This is a genomic window from Rhodococcus sp. ACS1, from assembly GCF_002300155.1.
GTDB lineage: Bacteria > Actinomycetota > Actinomycetes > Mycobacteriales > Mycobacteriaceae > Rhodococcus_F > Rhodococcus_F koreensis.
The window spans coordinates 96,583-113,085 of record NZ_NSDZ01000013.1 but is presented as its reverse complement, the minus strand read 5'-3'; the positions used below and the strand labels follow the sequence as shown (position 1 = coordinate 113,085).

General features: G+C 66.0%; 14 protein-coding genes and 1 pseudogene. 5 read left to right on the top strand and 10 right to left on the bottom strand.

Annotated elements, in window-relative coordinates; translation table 11 throughout:
- Positions 1-119: 119 nt before the first annotated feature.
- Positions 120-1,121, bottom strand: a complete 1,002-nt coding sequence (locus tag CJ179_RS46825; RefSeq protein WP_095866008.1) for an LLM class flavin-dependent oxidoreductase — start codon at positions 1,119-1,121, stop codon at positions 120-122.
- Between the two features lie 465 nt (positions 1,122-1,586).
- Here CJ179_RS46825 and CJ179_RS46820 point away from each other — a divergent pair, with 465 nt between their 5' ends.
- The 3 genes from CJ179_RS46820 to CJ179_RS46810 all read left to right on the top strand — a co-directional run bounded on the left by CJ179_RS46820 (position 1,587) and on the right by CJ179_RS46810 (position 5,269).
- Positions 1,587-3,113 carry a class I adenylate-forming enzyme family protein gene (locus CJ179_RS46820; protein WP_095866007.1) on the top strand — a complete coding sequence of 509 codons (1,527 nt, stop codon included), beginning with the start codon at positions 1,587-1,589 and terminating at the stop codon, positions 3,111-3,113.
- Positions 3,114-3,221: 108 nt separating this feature from the next.
- Positions 3,222-3,833 (top strand): TetR/AcrR family transcriptional regulator, encoded by a 612-nt coding sequence (locus CJ179_RS46815; RefSeq protein ID WP_257016248.1) that lies wholly within the window; start codon positions 3,222-3,224, stop codon positions 3,831-3,833.
- Between the two features lie 593 nt (positions 3,834-4,426).
- Positions 4,427-5,269 carry a mycofactocin-coupled SDR family oxidoreductase gene (locus CJ179_RS46810; RefSeq protein ID WP_095866005.1) on the top strand — a complete coding sequence of 281 codons (843 nt, stop codon included), beginning with the start codon at positions 4,427-4,429 and terminating at the stop codon, positions 5,267-5,269.
- 474 nt (positions 5,270-5,743) lie between these two features.
- Here CJ179_RS46810 and CJ179_RS46805 read toward each other — a convergent pair.
- The 6 genes and pseudogenes from CJ179_RS46805 to CJ179_RS46780 all read right to left on the bottom strand — a co-directional run.
- Positions 5,744-6,032 (bottom strand): annotated as a pseudogene (locus tag CJ179_RS46805) (DUF4193 family protein); the annotation flags it as partial.
- A gap of 10 nt (positions 6,033-6,042) precedes the next feature.
- Positions 6,043-6,375 carry a WhiB family transcriptional regulator gene (locus CJ179_RS46800; protein ID WP_095866004.1) on the bottom strand — a complete coding sequence of 111 codons (333 nt, stop codon included), beginning with the start codon at positions 6,373-6,375 and terminating at the stop codon, positions 6,043-6,045.
- 325 nt (positions 6,376-6,700) lie between these two features.
- Positions 6,701-7,459, bottom strand: a complete 759-nt coding sequence (locus CJ179_RS46795) for an SDR family NAD(P)-dependent oxidoreductase (RefSeq protein ID WP_095866003.1) — start codon at positions 7,457-7,459, stop codon at positions 6,701-6,703.
- Positions 7,456-9,021: an acyl-CoA carboxylase subunit beta gene (locus CJ179_RS46790; RefSeq protein WP_095866002.1), complete on the bottom strand. Its 1,566-nt coding sequence runs from the start codon at positions 9,019-9,021 to the stop codon at positions 7,456-7,458. Before CJ179_RS46790 ends, CJ179_RS46795 begins: the two co-directional genes overlap by 4 nt.
- A 42-nt stretch (positions 9,022-9,063) precedes the next feature.
- The gene (locus CJ179_RS46785; RefSeq protein ID WP_095866001.1) at positions 9,064-9,813 is read right to left on the bottom strand and encodes an SDR family NAD(P)-dependent oxidoreductase; all 750 of its coding nucleotides are present in this window, start codon (positions 9,811-9,813) and stop codon (positions 9,064-9,066) included.
- A 1-nt stretch (position 9,814) separates the two neighbouring features.
- Positions 9,815-11,611: an acetyl-CoA carboxylase biotin carboxylase subunit gene (locus CJ179_RS46780; protein WP_095866000.1), complete on the bottom strand. Its 1,797-nt coding sequence runs from the start codon at positions 11,609-11,611 to the stop codon at positions 9,815-9,817.
- 187 nt (positions 11,612-11,798) lie between these two features.
- Between CJ179_RS46780 and CJ179_RS46775 the strand changes: the two genes are divergently transcribed.
- On the top strand, positions 11,799-12,662 hold the full coding sequence (locus tag CJ179_RS46775) for an acyl-CoA thioesterase II (protein WP_095865999.1): 864 nt from the start codon (positions 11,799-11,801) through the stop codon (positions 12,660-12,662).
- Between the two features lie 15 nt (positions 12,663-12,677).
- Here the strand turns inward: CJ179_RS46775 and CJ179_RS46770 are convergent, their stop codons facing one another.
- From CJ179_RS46770 to CJ179_RS46760, 3 genes are all read right to left on the bottom strand, one after another.
- Complete coding sequence (locus CJ179_RS46770; protein ID WP_095865998.1) at positions 12,678-12,995, bottom strand: EthD family reductase; 318 nt, start codon at positions 12,993-12,995, stop codon at positions 12,678-12,680.
- 111 nt (positions 12,996-13,106) lie between these two features.
- Positions 13,107-14,693 (bottom strand): cation acetate symporter, encoded by a 1,587-nt coding sequence (locus tag CJ179_RS46765; protein WP_095865997.1) that lies wholly within the window; start codon positions 14,691-14,693, stop codon positions 13,107-13,109.
- Positions 14,686-15,030: a DUF485 domain-containing protein gene (locus tag CJ179_RS46760; protein WP_095865996.1), complete on the bottom strand. Its 345-nt coding sequence runs from the start codon at positions 15,028-15,030 to the stop codon at positions 14,686-14,688. Before CJ179_RS46760 ends, CJ179_RS46765 begins: the two co-directional genes overlap by 8 nt.
- A 295-nt stretch (positions 15,031-15,325) precedes the next feature.
- Between CJ179_RS46760 and CJ179_RS46755 the strand changes: the two genes are divergently transcribed.
- Positions 15,326-16,498: an acyl-CoA dehydrogenase family protein gene (locus CJ179_RS46755; protein WP_095865995.1), complete on the top strand. Its 1,173-nt coding sequence runs from the start codon at positions 15,326-15,328 to the stop codon at positions 16,496-16,498.
- Positions 16,499-16,503 lie beyond the last annotated feature (5 nt).

Here is a 16,503-nt window from a genome sequence, read left to right as displayed (position 1 = left end):
CGCGAATCATCGACGCGCAACCGCGGCGTGTCTCGGCGAGGCCGGCACGGCAATGTCGAGCTCGACGATTCGGAACGCCAAGGGGTTCTTGTTCCGGCCGAGCCTTCGATGCTGGGTCGCTAGTTGAGGCCAAACTCCTTGGCGACCAGCTCAATCGTGGTCATGCGGGCGTCGAGTCCGGGAACATTCGGGTTGATCATGATCTGATCGGTGCTATAGGCCTCTGCCAACTGTTCGATCTGGCTCCAAACCTCTGATGGTGTCCCGAAGACAAGGCGGTTCCGATTGCGCTCGATCGTCGCCGCCTCACCGGCTGTGTACCTGTGATGGCGGGCTGTCGATACCGAGGGCAATGCGGTCAACGCTGCGGGGCTTTCGATCTGCGCCAGCCAGAGATGGAACGCTGTTGCGAGATCATCTGCCTTGCTCCGGCTTTCCGCCACCGCAACGAAGATGGTAACGATCACCTCCGGTTCCGGTTGCAGCTCGGATGGCACGAACTGCTCTCGGTACGCCTGCGCCGCCGGAACACCTCGCCCACCGGGGTTGATGAAGTGGGCAAAGGTAAATCCCAGCCCTTCTTTCGCTGCGAGGCCGGCTGTCGACCCGCTCGCACCCAGCACCCACATCTGCGGGCTGGTCGAAATCTTGGGTCGGGCGGCGGCTCGGGCGAAGCGATGCCCGACGGGATAATGCCCGGTGACGAACGACTTGAGGTCGGAGACTTTGACGTCGTAGGGCAGGTCCCTGGCCTTTTCCTCGTTCAACGCGTGACTGATCAGTGCGTCTGCACCCGGCGCCCGTCCGAATCCGAGATCGACGCGTCCGGGATGCAGAGCTTCGATCATCTTGTAGTTCTCGGCAACCTTGATACTGCTGTAATGAGGCAACATCACTCCACCAGAGCCCACCTTGATCCGGCGAGTGCTGTCGGCGAGGTGCATCATCAGCATCTCGGGTGCGACACCGGCAAGCGCGTCGGTGTGATGGTGCTCGGAGACCCAGAATCGTTCGTAACCGAGCGCATCCGCGCGTTGAGCCAACTTGCGCGTGTCAGCGAGAGCCTCGGCTGCGGTCCCGCCCTCGTCAACCGGTGAATAGTCCAGGATGCTCAGTCTCACAGCGGGGTCCTCCTCGTCGAAATTCTGTCCACGGGTTCGCGTCTTCGCGGTCTTCGACGACGCTAAACCTTCACATCAATGTGAAAGTCAAATCCGCACCCCGGACACCTGAGGAAGCTTGTGGCCTCGCGATGTCAATCCGCCCTTCGATCCGGGTTGCAGCGGGCCCGGGATCGCAGTGCTGAGGAATGCGAGAAACGCCGCTCTATTTGGGTGGGGTGACGATATAGCCTTCGATATCGGAATGCTCGCGTGCGAGATTCCGAGCCAACTCCTCGTCAATCCACGAGGCGGTCGTGTGGCAGAAGGCTCAATACACGATCCATTGGCTGTCTTGCCCCTGAGGCGGTCCTTCGGCATTCACCGCAAGTTGGTGAGAATTCCAGAACCGCGGGACTAGCGAACGTACGTACGTCTAACGTAGTGTTGAAGGCCACAGCAACACTTGTACGGCTAAGGAGAACGATGTTTACTCTCGTCGACGCTATTCGTCGCAACGAGCGGCTGGTGCCCCAACGTGAAGCGATCTTCGACGGTACGCGCCGGCTCACCCATGGAGAACTCGCGGACAGGGCGTGGCGAATCGCCGCCGGTCTGCGGTCGCAGGGTGTCAAACCCGGTGACACCGTCGGCGTCCTGGCGGGCAACACCGCCTTCAGCATCGAAACCTTCCTGGGAGTCGTCGCCGCCGGTGCCGCCTTTGTCCCATACAACTGGCGATGGGCAACCGAGGAGCTGGCGCACGGCATCAACGAAACCGGCGCCCGCGTCGTACTCGTCGGCGATGGCTTCGACGCCGCAATCGCGGAGGTCCTGGCCGGTGACGGCCTCAAAGCGCCGGTCACCGTGGTGCACGAGGGAGACGAGTTCGATCACCTCCTGCGGTCGGAACCGATCAAGGATGTGCCGGTAGAAGCATCGGATGCTGCCTGCATCCTGTTCACCGGTGGCACCACCGGCTTCTCCAAGGGGGTCGTGCTCTCGCACTCGGCGATCCTGACCAACGCAGTCAACGAAATCGCCGACTGCCGTATCGGTGCCCGCCCGAACGATCGCGGCCTCGTCGTCACCCCGCTCTTCCACTCCGCCGCCCTGCTGTGCTGGTTCCTGCCCCACTACGTGACGGGGAACAGCTCGGTCCTCGTCCACAAATTCGTGGAAGAGGAGATCGCGGACCTCGTCGCGCGCGAGTCGATCACCAACATGTTCCTCGTGCCCAACATGATCCGGCGCATGCTCAAGTCGGGCACGTTCGACACCGACGGGTTCCGCAACAATTTCAAGGCCCTCCACACCGGTGCCGGTTTGCTGCGCATGCCGGACAAGCTGGCAGTGTCGGCCCTGATCCCGGATGTCGACCTGTTCTTCCGTTACGGCCTCACTGAAGCCGGGCCGATGGTCACCCGGCTTCTCCCACAGGACATGCTCCGGCCGGAGATCGACGGCTCGATCGGCACCGAATACCTCCTCACCGAGGTCGAGTTGCGTGATCTCTACGACGGTGCCCCGACGGCGGTGGGGGAGATCGGAGAGATCTGCGTCCGCGGCCCCAATCTGATGACCGGATACTTCGGTCGACCGGAGGCCACCAAGGAGGTGCTCGACAACGGCTGGCTGCGTACCGGTGACCTGGCGGTCCGCGACGAAAATGGCTACCTGTACTTCCGCGACCGGGCCAAGGACATGATCAAGACCGGTGGCGAGAACGTGTACAGCTCGGAGATCGAGCAGTTGCTCCACACGCACCCGGCTGTCATGGAAGCCGCCGTCCTCGGCGTCCCGAGTGAAGAGTGGGACGAGGAGGTGCGAGCGGTCATCGCCGTGCGGCCGGGTCAGACCGTCACCGAGACAGAGATCGCCACGTTCCTGCGCAAGCACTTGGCCGGATACAAAGTTCCGAAGATGATCGCGCTCGTGGGCCCGAACGCCCTGCCGATGAATCCCAGCGGCAAGATCGTCAAGACCAACATCCGGGCAACGATGGGCTGGTAACAACCGCGTCACCAATCAACGAGAATACCAATCGACTAACGTACGATTGTTCCTGAGACCGCTTGCCGGCCCCTTCGGGGACCGTCCAATTTACCTCGGAGGGGCACAGTGACTCGAGCAACTCGGGTGACACGCGGCGGCGCGCGCACCAACGTCGCCATTCGGGAGGCCGCGGCCAGCCTGTTCTACGAACATGGCTACGAGGCCACGTCGCTGCGCACAGTCGCGAGCGAGGTCGGCATCCAGGTCGGCAGCCTCTACAACCACATCAGCGGCAAGGAAGAGTTGCTGACCGACATCATGGTGTCGGTCATGGACGAACTCCTCGAAGCCGTGAACAAGGCGCTCGTAAGCGTCGACGGGAGTGCGCTGGACCGGTTCAAGGCGGCGGTCGACTGCCACATCCGTTACCACGCGGAGCATGCGCGGGAGACGTTCATCGGCAATACCGAGCTCCGGGCCCTGAGCGACGGAGACTTGGAGTTGGTCCTCGCCAAGCGTGCCGAGTACGAGCGACTGCTGCAGAAGCTCATCAAGGACGTGGCCAAGGAGACCGGCGCTGACATCCTCGATGCCAAACTGCAGACGTATTCGATACTGGCTCAGGGTGCACACGTGTCGTCCTGGTACAAACCCGGCGGCCCCAAGACGCTCGACAAGGTCGTCAACACCTACATCAAGATGGCGCTGCGACAGCTCGGCGTCGAGAACGGCAGCTAACCTAGCAGCTTCTCGCGCCATCCCGCACCGGGGCACCAGCCGGGATGGGGCCTCTGGCGACCGGGTGTTCGAACCCGTGGCAGATGGCCTCGCCAGGACGTCGACGCCGCTCTGTTAGCCGACGACAGCACGGTGCGTGATTGCAGGGCCACCGCGACTCTGTTGGTGCCCGTACATCTTGCTTTCGTTCCCGCGCCGACGGCTGGCTCCGATGGGCGGCCGCGAAGACGGACGCCAGTGAGAAGGACGGAATTTTCGATCGCGATCGCATCGCGCGCCGCCAGTGTCCTACGATCGTCGCCCTGGGCGTCGTGGCACTGCCCGGGGCAGAACCAATGCCCGATCGTGATTCGGCCTGGTCGGTTGCCGGATAATTCATTGGCACGGAACGTTTCCCGGTGAGATTCGAATCTCCATTGAAGGTCGCTTCGCCGTGATGCCCGCTGCTCTGAGGGATGCCGCGCTCACCAGCCCCATCTGGTTGACATTTGTTGTCGCTCAGATCACACTCTAATTAAACAAACGCACGTACGTTTGTGTCCGTTGCTCCGCCGACACCGGCAGGGAATTACATCGAGAGAATGGGAAACGCAATGAGCCGCTTGGAGGGCAAGGTCGCCCTGATCACCGGGGCCGCACGCGGCCAGGGACGTTCGCACGCGCTGGGGCTGGCGAAAGAGGGCGCTGACATCATCGCCATCGACATCGCCGACCAGATCGATAGTGTGCCGTACCCGATGGCGTCGCTCGATGACCTGAAGGAAACGGCGCGGCTGGTCGAGGAACTGGGCCGCCGCGTGGTCATCGCGCAGGCCGACGTGCGCAACCTGCAGCAGATGGAGGCTGCGGTCGCCGACGGCCTCGCCGAGTTCGGCCGTATCGACATCGTCTGTGCCAACGCAGGCATCATCTCGGCAAACAAGGTCCTGGACCTCACCGAAGAGCAGTGGAACGACATGATCGACACCAACTTGACCGGTGTCTTCCACACCGTCAAGGCAGCGGTGCCGAACATGGTCGAGCGGGGCGAAGGCGGCTCAGTCATCTTCACCGGATCGACGTCGAGCCTGAACGGTTACCCGAACGTCGGCCACTACGTCACCGCCAAGCACGGCATCGTTGGTCTCATGCACACGCTCGCAAACGAACTCGGCCCGAAGGGAATCCGGGTCAACGCCGTGCACCCGACGAACGTCAACACCAAGCTCCTGCAGAACGAGACCTTCTACGGACTCTTCCGCCCCGACCTCGCGCACCCGACACTCGAGGACTCCCGCGACGCGTTCGCCACCATGCACTCGCTCCCGAACATCCCGTGGGTCGAACCCATCGACATCACCAACGCCGTGCTCTTCCTGGCCTCGGACGAATCGCGGTACATCACCGGTATCAACCTGCCCATCGACGCCGGCGCAAGTCAGAAGGTCGGCGGCTAGAAGTCGTCGGATTCCGTGGCGAGGCGGTGTGAGCCTTGCCATGGGGCAATCCGCTGCCCCTTCACCCGGCACTTTTCCGTCCCGGGTGAAGGGGCAGCGGTGCGTTCCCCTGCGTGTCTCTTTGGCTCTGCTCAGTGCGGGTGGCTCATCCGTACCACCCGCACCTCGGCCGATACTCCGGGGGTGCGGCCAGTACTTTCACCCCGGTCCTCGAAGGCCGCGAAGTACCGGCCCAGTCCTGTCCTGGGCGCTGAAGGTCAGTTCGCCCCATCGCATGGTGGCGCCATCGGTAACGCTACGGCCGCCGACAAAGGCACTTGGCTTCCTTACCGATGAGAACTACGACCTGATTCTCGACGCACTTGCTGACTGATCTGCGAACCGGAGGAAGGTCGTATCGTCCTCGCCTCGCTGTACCCCTGGTGGCCCGCTGAAGATCGATGCCCGGCGGCCGGTGGTCTGATGCTTGCAAAGTGCGCACTCCCGGTAGATCAGCTGATCACCATTGGCGAGACGGCTGCGGTGTGCTGGACCAAATGCAACTGGTGCAGGTGAACTGGTCAGACTGTTCGGATCACGGTCCGGTGAATGCTTCACCCGACAGGTCCGCGCCGCGCGGCTCGAAGGACTCTGCGGTGTCGGTGTCCTCGACGTCCATGTCGGGTACCTGGGCTTCTTCCCTGCCTGCCGCCAGCTGTTCGCGCGACGTGTCGGTCGTCTCGCCGGCTTCGAGGACTCTCGGTGCGTCGTAGTGGGTGGCCATGACCTCTACCTCATGATGCGGTCGGGTCGGGCCCGGTTCGGGGGTTCGGTGGCGCGCCACTCTCCCGGGGTCGGGCCGCGAGGCGGGTACGTCGGGTGTGGCGGGCACGCTCGTTTTCGGACATGCCACCCCAGATGCCATAAGCCTCGGTGGTGAGGGCGTGGGTGCGGCAGTCGGCGAGCACGGGGCAGTCCTGGCAGATCTGTTTGGCGGCGTGCTCACGCTGGGCGCGGACGCTGCCGCGTTCACCGTCGGGGGAGAAGAACCTCTCGGTGTCGGTGCCGCGGCAGGAGGCGCGGTGCTGCCAGTCCCGGTCGATGTGGTGGTGCGAATGATCAGGCACTGCGGGATTGGTCGCTTTCGGAGTCGAACATTGACTTGATCCGCCGGCCCCGGGCGGGGCCACGCAAGGGTGCGGGGTCGGTCGGCGACGTTCGTGCACGGAGACGTGGGTCGGCAACACTTCCCTGTCGCCGACCGGGGTGTCGAGGCTTCCGGTTTCTGGGACTGCAGTCGGTGCGCAGCGCGTGCGCAGTCGGAATGGGCGGTGTCGGTTGCGCTGATGCCTGGGGTCAACATCGGCGGGAACGGGAGGCACCCGGATCCCATGCCCTCGTCGTGAGGCCCGGGATCCGGGTGCTGAAAGCGAATGGCGTGGATGCGCGGCGTCAGAGCGCCATTCCACCATCCACCGGAAGAACGACTCCGGTCGTCCAGTCGTCCTCGAGTGCGAACCGTGCGATCCACCGGGCGGTGTCGACGGGATCGCCGACACGGCGCAGAGGGATCGTGGCCGCACGCTCACGCAGCAGCATCGACTCCTGCTCGGCACTCATCCCGGCGGTCCGGTAGATCGCGGTCGGCGTCGGACCGGGAGCGACGGAATTGACCCGAACCCCCTCGGGGCCCAACTCGAGGGCCCAGCACCGCGTCAGGTGCGCCACCGCCGCCTTGGACGCCGCGTAGTGCGCATTGCTGGCGGTGGGCTTGAGCGCGACCGAACTCGCCACGTTCACGATTGCTCCCCTGCTGCTCTTGAGCGCGGGGAGGAGCGCCTGCGTGACTAGGGTGGTACCGAGCACGTTGACGTCGAACAGTGAGCGCACCGATTCCACGTTCACCTCGGCCAGCGGTCCCACCAGGAAGGCGCCCGCACAGTTGACAACGAAATCGATTCGTTCCCAATGCTTCTGCGCTGCTGCGGCCGCCGAGGCGACCGCAGCAGCGTCGGTGATGTCGACTGTGCGGGCCGCGACATCCTTGCGGTCGGCAAGATCTGCCAACGCCTCGTCGCTGCGATCCCACGCGTCGACGCGGGCACCGTGCTCGACCAGCAGCTCGAGGCAGGCCCGACCGATCCCGGTGCCCGCACCGGTGACGACACCGGTGAGGCCATCCCGCCGCGGTGCGAGCACCGGTGCGCTCATACCGGGGTGACGCCGTTTCGGCGGGCCGGGGCGGTGCGATCCCGCTTGCGGTACAGCGCCAGGCGCTGGGTGAGCTCGTGGCGCAGCTCGTTCGCGGGCACGACCGCTTCGACGGCGTTCTCGTTGGCGATCTTGAACACGTCGATGCCGGCGGCGTACTCGGCCTGCTTCTCGGCGATGAACGCGGCGCGCTCCTCCGGATCCTCGATGGCCTGGATGCGGTTGTAGTGGATGCCGTTCACGGCGGCGTCCGGGCCCATCAGGGCGGGCTTGGCCGTCGGCAGCGCGATCAGGGCGTCCGGCTGCATCGGGGCACCGGACATCGCGAGGTACCCGCCGCCGTACGCCTTGCGCAGCAGCACCGTGATGCGGGGGACGCGGGCCTCGGAGACGGCGAAGATCATCTTCGCGCCGTGCCGGATGATGCCCTGACGTTCGACCTCGGAGCCGATCATGTAGCCGGCGATGTCGACCAGGAACAGGATCGGGATGTTGTAGGCGTTGCAGATCCAGATGAACCGGGCCGCCTTGTCGGAGGAGTCGGGGAAGATCACTCCACCCTTGACGGTGGGCTGGTTGGCGACGATGCCGACGCTTTGGCCGTTCAGGCGGGCGAACCCGGTGACCAGTTCCGGGGCGAAGAGGTCCTTGTACGGGAAGAAGCTGGCGTCGTCGACGAGGGAGTCGATCAGCTCGTGGATGTCGAAGATCTCGGATTCGACCTCGGGGACGATCTCCTTGATGGTCCGGGCACCGGACGGGTCCGCCGGTGCGGTGACCGGGGGCTCCTGCTGCCAGTTCGACGGCAGGAATGACAGCCACACCCGCACGGCGGCAATGGCTTCCGCGTCGTCTTCGACGAGGACGTCGGACAGGCCGGAGACGGTCGAGTGCATCTCTGCGCCACCCATTTCCTCGAGGGTGACGTCTTCACCGGTCACCATCTGCGCCAGCCGCGGGGAGCCGAGGTAGGCGGTGGCGTGACCGCGGACCATGATCGTCAGATCGCACAGTGCGGGCACGTAGGCGGAGCCGGCGGGGGAGGGGCCGAACAGGGCGCAGACCTGGGGGACGCGGCCGGAGATCTGGACCTGGTTGTAGAAGATGTTGCCCCAGGCACGGCGGCCGACGAAGCTCTCGAACTGTTCGTCGATGCGGGCGCCGGCGGAGTCGAACAGGTACACGATCGGGGTGCCGGTGGAGTCGGCGAGTTCCTGGGCGCGGACGATCTTCTCGAAGGTCCGCTTGCCCCAGGTACCCGCCTTGACGGTGTAGTCGTTGGCGATGACGACGATGTCGCGGCCGTCGACCTTGCCGACCGCGGTGACGACGGCGTCACCGGGCAGGCCCTCGTCGTAGCGGGCGAGCAGGCCGTCCTCGAAGGACCAGCCATTGTCGAAGAGCAACTCGAGCCGGTCGCGTACGAGCATCTTGCCGGCATCGATCTGCTTCTGCCGCTGCTTTTCCGAGCCGCCGAGCCGAGCGGCGGTCAGGCGTGCCTCCAGCTCGTCGTGTGGGCTCCGCGCGGGTGCGGTCTGGGTGTCATCCAGGATGTCAGTCATCGGAAACTCCAAATTGATTCGGTATGAGAAGGATTCGGTCAACTACTTGTAGCTGAACAGCAGAGAGGCGCCGCCGTCGATTACGGTGGTGGTGCCGTTGACCCCGCGTGAGGCGCGGCCGGCGAGGAAACCGATGACCGCGGCGACGTCGTCGGGATCGAGGATGCGCCCGGTCGGGGTCTTGGCCGCCATCCGCTCTGCCGCGGGTCGATCGAGCATCGGGGTGACCATCGCACCGGGAGCGACCGCGTTCACGGTGACCGCGGTGCCCCAGAAGTCGAACATCAGGGAGCTGGTCAGGTTGATCAGTGCGGCCTTGGAGGCGGCGTAGGCGGGGTACTCGTAGCCGCGGGTGCCGGCGAAGGAGGCGCAGTTGATCACACGCCCGTACTCGGCGGCCTTCAGATCGACGGCGAAGGCCTGGGTGAGCAGGAACGGGGCGGTGACGTTGACGTCCATGACCTGCCGCCAGGAGTCGGCGGTGGTGTCGGCGAGATGGGTGCGGCGCAGGATGCCGGCGATGTTGACCAGATGGGAAACCTGGCCGAGGTCGGCGTGCACCGCGTCGACCAGCGAGCTTGCCGCCGACTCGGAGGTGATGTCCACGCCGTAGGCGGCACTGGTGACCCCGTTGTTTCCCAGCTCGGTGGCGGTGCGCTTGGCAGCGACTTCGTCGATGTCGACACAGGCCACCGACAGGCCGAGTTCGCCGAGCACCGCCGCGGTGACGGCTCCGAGTCCGCCCCCAGCGCCGGTGACCACCGCGACCGGCTGCCCTACCGGTGGTGTCATCTCACTCACCTGCCGCCACGACGGTGGCCAGGGATGCCCCGGCCGCGACGACCTGCCCGACCTCGACGTGCAAGGCGTCGACGACCCCGGTCACGGCGGCGCGGATCGGGTTCTGCATTTTCATCGCCTCCAGCACCATCAACACCTGCCCCGCCTCGACCTGGGCACCGACCTCGACGTCGATCTGCGCGACCGTGCCCTGCATCGGGCTCTTGGCCTCACCGCTCGCCGCGGCGCCGCCGCCCCGCTTCTTCCGTGGGCCACCGGTCGCGGCGCGACGCGCCTGCGGCTCGGCGACGGGCGCGGCAGCGGCCGGACCGGCGGGAGTGAAGAACGGAATGACGTAGCGACGGTCGCCGACCCACACCTCGTTGCGGGGCAGCATCTCCTCGGTGTCCTCGGCGTCGGCGTCGGCGTCGGACAGGTCCTCGACCGGCGGCAGCAGCGAGGCAAAGTCGATGTCGCGCTCGAGCCAGTTGGTATGCATGGCGACGTTACGGAAGTCCTTGTGCGCAATGATCTGTCGCGCGGCCGGGACGGTGGTGGGCACGCCATCGATGATCAGCTCGTCCAGAGCGAGGGTCAACCGGTCCAGGGCCCGGTCCCGGGTCGGTGCCCACACGATGAGCTTGCCGACCAGGCTGTCGTAGTAGGGCTGGACCTCGTCACCGGATTCATAACCGCCGTCCCAGCGGACACCGGCCCGAGTCGGTGCCTGCACGGTGGCGATCGGGCCGGGGCTGGGCATGAACAGGGCGCCGCGGGTGTCCTCGGCGTTGACGCGGACCTCGATCGCGTGCCCGCGCGGGGAGGCGCCGGACTCGGTGATCGACAGCGGCTCGCCGGCGGCGACGGCGAGTTGCTCGGCGACCAGATCCAGGCCCAGGGTCATCTCGGTGACCGGGTGCTCGACCTGGATGCGGGTGTTCATCTCCAGGAAGTAGAAGGCCTCCCGGTCGGCCTCGACGAGGAACTCGACAGTGCCGGCGCCGACATAGCCGACCTCCTTGGCCAGGCGGACCGACGCCTCGCCCATGGCACGGCGCAGCTCGTCGGACAGGCCGGGAGCAGGTGCTTCCTCGATCAGCTTCTGGTGCCGGCGCTGCACCGAGCAGTCACGGTCGCCGATCCACACCGCATTGCCGTGGGTGTCGGCGAAGACCTGGACCTCGACGTGGCGAGCACTGGACAGGTACCGCTCGAGGTAGACATCGTCACGACCGAACGCGGCAGCGGATTCCTGCTTGGCCGAGGCGAACGCGGATTCGGCGTCGGCGGCCGAGGCGACCATGCGCATGCCGCGGCCACCACCGCCGTAGGTGGCCTTGATCGCCACCGGGTAGCCGTACTCGTCACCGAACGCGATGACATCCGCCGGAGAGGCGATGGTGCCCTGCGAGCCGGGGACCTGCGGGACGTCGGCCTTCGCGGCGAGATCGCGGGCGGCGATCTTCGAGCCCATCACCTCGATCGCCGAGGAAGGGGGTCCGATGAAAATCAATCCGGCGTCCTCCACGGCCTTGGCGAACGCGGCGTTCTCCGCCAGGAAGCCGTAGCCGGGGTGCACGGCCTGCGCACCGGTGCTCTTCGCGGCCTCGATGATCTTGTCGATCGCCAGGTACGACTCCGACGCAGAGGCCGCGCCGAGCAGGACCGCCTCATCGGCCAGACGCACATGCAGCGCCTTCTCGTCCGCCTCCGAGTACACGGCGACGCTGGCGATGCCGGCCTCTGCGCAGGTGCGAATGATGCGGACCGCGATTTCGCCGCGGTTGGCGACGAGGACCTTGGACAACATGCCCGGACTCCTTGGGGTTTCGAAATACCTGTGCGATGGACGCCCCGGTGTGGGGTCGCCTTCGTAGGACCATGTCACTTAGACAAACAATCGTACGTTCGCTTACGGTACCGTCAGATGTGGTAACGGTCAACGATGGTCCCCGACTCACCCGTGGGCGGGGTCGACGACAGAGAGGGCGCGGACGGTGATTGCCTCTGCCGAACAACTCGAGTCCCTGGTCGACGCTCTGCGAGTGACCCCCGCGGGGGTGAACCGGTTCGATGGACCGACCTCGGCGCGCAAACTTCCCCGGCTCTTCGGCGGACAGGTTCTCGCCCAGGCCGTGATGGCGGCCGGTGCGACCGTGCCCGCCGACCGGTACCCGCACTCGCTGCACACCTTGTTTCTGCGCGGGGGAAATCCCGATGCACCCGTCAGCTACCAGGTGACGGTCCTGCGCGACGGCCGCTCCTACAGCGCCCGCGCCGTCACCGCCGCCCAGGGCGAGGAGGTGCTGGCGACCCTGCAGCTCTCGTTTGCCACCGAGCAGGACGGCCCCGAGCACGAATGGTCCCCGCCCCTGACCGAGACGGCGCCGGAGGAACTGGTGCCGCTGCACGAGCAACTCGAGGGCGAGCGTGCGGTGCTGCCACCGTGGTGGTCGCAGCCCCATCCCTTCGATTTCCGCTTTCTCGAGCACCCCGAGGCGCTGGCCGCGGCCGGCACCCGGGCCCCCGAGCAGCGGTTCTGGGTGCGGGCGGCCACCAGGGTCCCGGACGAGCCGTTGCTGCACACTGCCCTGTTGGCGTATGTCAGCGACCTGACCCTGCTCGATTCGGCGCTGATGCCGCACGGGCGCTCCTGGTACGGCAACCGGGTGATCGCCGGTGCGAGCATCGACCACGCGATGTGGTTTCACCGGCGGTTCTCGATGAACGACTGGATGCTGTGTCGGCAGGTCAGCCCGATCGCCACCGGTGGCCGATGCCTGTGCACCTGCGATTTCACCACCGAGGCGGGTGCGCGCATCGCGTCGGCCTCCCAGGAGGGCGTTCTGCGCGAACCCTGATCTCGACGGCACCGTTCAGACCGGCACGACCTCCGCCTCGGAGGCGAGAAACCAGGTGATGTCCCCGATGAATTCTTCCTCGTGCTCGCGGACGGCGTCCGCCTCCGGCGAGGAGAACGCCTGGGCCACTGCGGAAACGGACGGGAACCACAGCTCCGCCATCCCGTCGTACGCCCATTCCGTGCGATGCTCGATCGCCGGATTCTGTACGTAGCGCTCGAGCTCCGGGAGCTTCCATACGTACCGGGGGTGCTCGACGTTCCAGTACCGGAGGAACTCGTCGCGAGAAAGCTCGGATTTCGCCGTGATCAGCGCAACGATCTTGACGGACATACATTTCTCCTTCAGGCGGGGTCGGCGACCGAGAAGTTCGGCGACCAATCGGGAATGCACGGCGGCGTTCGGCCGGAGATGACAACTTCCGGTCGAACGCCGCCGTGGGGATCAGTGCGCGAGGGTCTTCGTCTTGTCCAGACCTGCCCCGGTCAGGGCTCGCACTTGAAGTTCGTCGAAGGCGGCGTCATCTGCCGGCTCTCGACTGAGGTAGCTGCCCACGACGCACCCGAGGAATCCGGCGGGCACCGACAGCAGGATCGGGAAGGCCAATGGGAAGGGCGCTGTTGTCGACAACGAATCCGACAGCAGCGGAGCCAGACTCGGCCACACCAGCGGGCCGGTCAGAATCAGCGCCAGCGCCGTCAGTAGACCCGACAATGCGCCGACCACGGCCCCGAGGGTACGCATCCGCCGCCAGAGCAGCGTCATGATCAGCACGGGGAAGTTCGCGCTGGCCGCGGTGGAGGTGGCCAGCGTGGCCAGGAAGGTCACGTTCTGGGTGCCGCCGATGGCCAGGGTGGCACCGACGGTGACGATCACCAACGCCACCGCCGCGATCCGGCCGACCGTCATCTCCTCCCGTTCGGGCCGGTGGAACGTCTTGGCCCACAGGTCATGAGCGATCGTGCTCGACGCGCTGAGCACCAGGCCGGCCGACACCGCCAGCAGCGTGGCAATCGAGACCGCGACCACCAGCGCCAGCAGCAGGTCGGACGCGAAGCCGTCCCCGCCGCCGAGCCAGACGGTCAAGGCAGGCAGGGCGAGATTGCCGCCCTTGCCGGCGATTGCCTCCCCGCCGGCGCCGAGGGCAGCGCGCGCGGAAATGCCGAGGAATGCGATCAGGACGTTGAAACCGCCGATCAGGCTGATCGCCCAGATCGCGGACTTGCGGGCCTCGATGGCGTCGGGGACGGTGAAGAACCGCATCAGCACGTGGGGCAGCCCCACTGCGGACAAGGTCACGGCCACTGCCATGGAGATGATGTTCCAGGGTCCCTTGAAGGAGTTGCCGGTCGCCAGGTAGTGGTCGCCGAACTTACTCTGCGAGACCGCCTGCTCGATGATGTTGAGCGGGTTGGGATCGATCCGGACGAGAACGAGGATCACCAGCAGCGCGACGACGCTCATCAGGGCAACAGCCTTGATGATCTGCAGCCACGTCGTGGCGAGCATGCCGCCGAAGAGCACATAGGTCAGCATCAGGACCGCGGCGATCACCACACCCCAGGAGAAGTCGATCCCGGCGAGGGCCTCCATCAGCACGCCGCCCGCGACCATCTGGGCGAGCAGGTAGAAGACGCAGATGAACAGTGTCGAGATCGCCGAGACGATGCGGACCGGCCCGGACCGCAGCCGAGTGGCGAGCGCGTCGGCGAACGTGAAACGCCCCAGGTTGCGGAGCTTTTCGGCGATCAGGAACATCACCATCAGGAAGATCCCGCACGCGAAGATCGCGTACACGATCCCGTCCATGCCGTAGAGGTAGGCCAGCCCGGCATAACCCAGCAGGGAGGCCGAGGACAGGAAGTCGCCGGCGATGGCGGTGCCGTTCTTGCGTCCGGTCATCGCGCCGCCAGCCGTCCAGAACTCCGCGGACGTCTTCGTGCGGCGCGAGGCGAAGTAGGTCGCGACGAAGGTCGTGGCCAGCAGCAAGATGGTGACGACGACGGCGGTGGTGTTGAATCCGTCAGACATTTTCCGTGACCTCCCGCTCCCGAGCGGCGGTGGGAGTGCTGAGCACCGCCGCGGCCAGGGTGTCCCAGTGGCGTGCGCGGCGCACGTACCAGGCGCCGAGTCCCATCACGGTCGCGACGTAGGCAAGGGACAGGATCAGCCCGATGCTCAGCCCCGACACGGGACGCTTGGCGATGATCTCCGGTGCGAAGGCCGCGAAGCCGACAAGCACGCAGAACGCCACCGCGAAAACACTCCAGGCGATGGTGAAGAAACTGCGGCGGTCACCTCGCAGGCGGAGCATTGCCGGATCCGACCAGAGTCGACTCCAGTCGACGGCGGTCTCGGTGGGAGGCATGGTCACCCTTTCTCGTGGTTGGTGCCGTCTTTCGCGCGTATACCGCGAGTTCACGACGAGTGAGGGCGGGGCCGGGTCGCGTGTGGGACCGAACGCCCTGCACGCCCTCTGTAATGGGCATCACAGACGCTATACGAACGGGTGTTTGTTTGTCCAGGTGCACGGAAAGGCCTTTTGACACCTTGGAAAAACGTGCGTTCGTTTGTATCGTGAGATACGTGACCAGGTCACAGCACGGCGACCGCACCCTTTTGCGTCCCCGAAGGGCGCGGTCACCCCGAGTCGGAGGAATCCCATGATTGGAAGCGGCACCCTGCCGGACACCACGGAGCAAGCGGATCTGCGCGAGATGGTGCGCGAGATCATCGAACGGTTCGCACCTGCGCAGCGGGTCAGGGAACTCGACGACGCCAACGCGTTCGATCTCGAGCTGTACCGCGCGCTCGGGGAAGCCGGGCTGATCGGACTCGACGCCCAGGCCGACGGCACCACCGGCGCCGACCCCCGACATCAGATCATCGTCCTCGAAGAGCTCGCCTCCGGCCCGACCTCGATGGCGGTGTGCCTGGTCGTGCAGTACATGGGCGTCGGACTGCTCACCGAGTACGGCAGCGACCAGCAGCGCAGCACCGTCCTGGCCCCCTTGCTCGACGGCCGCGAGCGGGTGGCCTTCGCGCTGACCGAACCCGACGGCGGCACCGACGTCGCCCGTGTCATGCGCACCCGGGCGAAGCAGTCCGGCGACGGCCGGTGGATTCTCAACGGTGCCAAGACCTGGATCTCGGGTCCGCAGCACGCGAGGAACCTCATCGTCCTGGCCCGGACCTCGGCGCCGGAGTCTTCCCCGATCGACGGCATCACCATGTTCTTGGTCCCCACCGAGACCCCGGGCATCACGGTGAAAGAGCTCGATACCTTCGCCATCCACAGCCTCGACACCTGCGAGGTCACCTTCGACAACGTCGAGGTGGACACGGCCGCCGTGCTCGGGCACGTCGACAAAGGGTTCCGTCAGGTGCTGGGCACTCTCAACGGTGAACGACTCAATGCCGCCGCCGCCGCACTCGGGATCGCCCGAGGAGCTCTGGAAGCGGCCGTCGACTACGGCCGGCAGCGTCAGGTGTTCGGGCGTCCGGTCGGCAGCTTCCAGGCCGGTCAGCACCGCCTCGTCGACGGTGCCATCGCGATCGAGTCGGCCCGGGCCCTGATGCTGCAGGCCGCCGAGGCCACCGCCACCGGGAAACGCGCCGACATTCTCAGCGCCATGGCCAAGGTCGCCGCCTCCGATGCCGCGGTCGCCGTCACCGACGCCGGCATGCGACTGATGGGCGGCTCAGGGTTCAGCAAGGAGTACCCGATGGAGCGGTTGTTCCGCGATGCCCGCCTCTACACCTTCGCCCCACTGACCAACGAGATGCTCCGCAACCACATCGGTGAGAAGTACCTGGGATTGCCGCGGTCGTTCTGACTCAC

Excerpts from the sequence above, each read along its gene's own strand:
- CJ179_RS46820 (WP_095866007.1), top strand. The coding sequence starts at position 1,587 with ATGTTTACTCTCGTCGACGCTATTCGTCGCAACGAGCGGCTGGTGCCC.
- CJ179_RS46810 (WP_095866005.1), top strand. The coding sequence starts at position 4,427 with ATGAGCCGCTTGGAGGGCAAGGTCGCCCTGATCACCGGGGCCGCACGC.
- CJ179_RS46795 (WP_095866003.1), bottom strand. The coding sequence starts at position 7,459 with ATGAGCGCACCGGTGCTCGCACCGCGGCGGGATGGCCTCACCGGTGTC.
- CJ179_RS46790 (WP_095866002.1), bottom strand. The coding sequence starts at position 9,021 with ATGACTGACATCCTGGATGACACCCAGACCGCACCCGCGCGGAGCCCA.
- CJ179_RS46785 (WP_095866001.1), bottom strand. The coding sequence starts at position 9,813 with ATGACACCACCGGTAGGGCAGCCGGTCGCGGTGGTCACCGGCGCTGGG.
- CJ179_RS46780 (WP_095866000.1), bottom strand. The coding sequence starts at position 11,611 with ATGTTGTCCAAGGTCCTCGTCGCCAACCGCGGCGAAATCGCGGTCCGC.
- CJ179_RS46770 (WP_095865998.1), bottom strand. The coding sequence starts at position 12,995 with ATGTCCGTCAAGATCGTTGCGCTGATCACGGCGAAATCCGAGCTTTCT.
- CJ179_RS46765 (WP_095865997.1), bottom strand. The coding sequence starts at position 14,693 with ATGTCTGACGGATTCAACACCACCGCCGTCGTCGTCACCATCTTGCTG.
- CJ179_RS46760 (WP_095865996.1), bottom strand. The coding sequence starts at position 15,030 with ATGCCTCCCACCGAGACCGCCGTCGACTGGAGTCGACTCTGGTCGGAT.
- CJ179_RS46755 (WP_095865995.1), top strand. The coding sequence starts at position 15,326 with ATGATTGGAAGCGGCACCCTGCCGGACACCACGGAGCAAGCGGATCTG.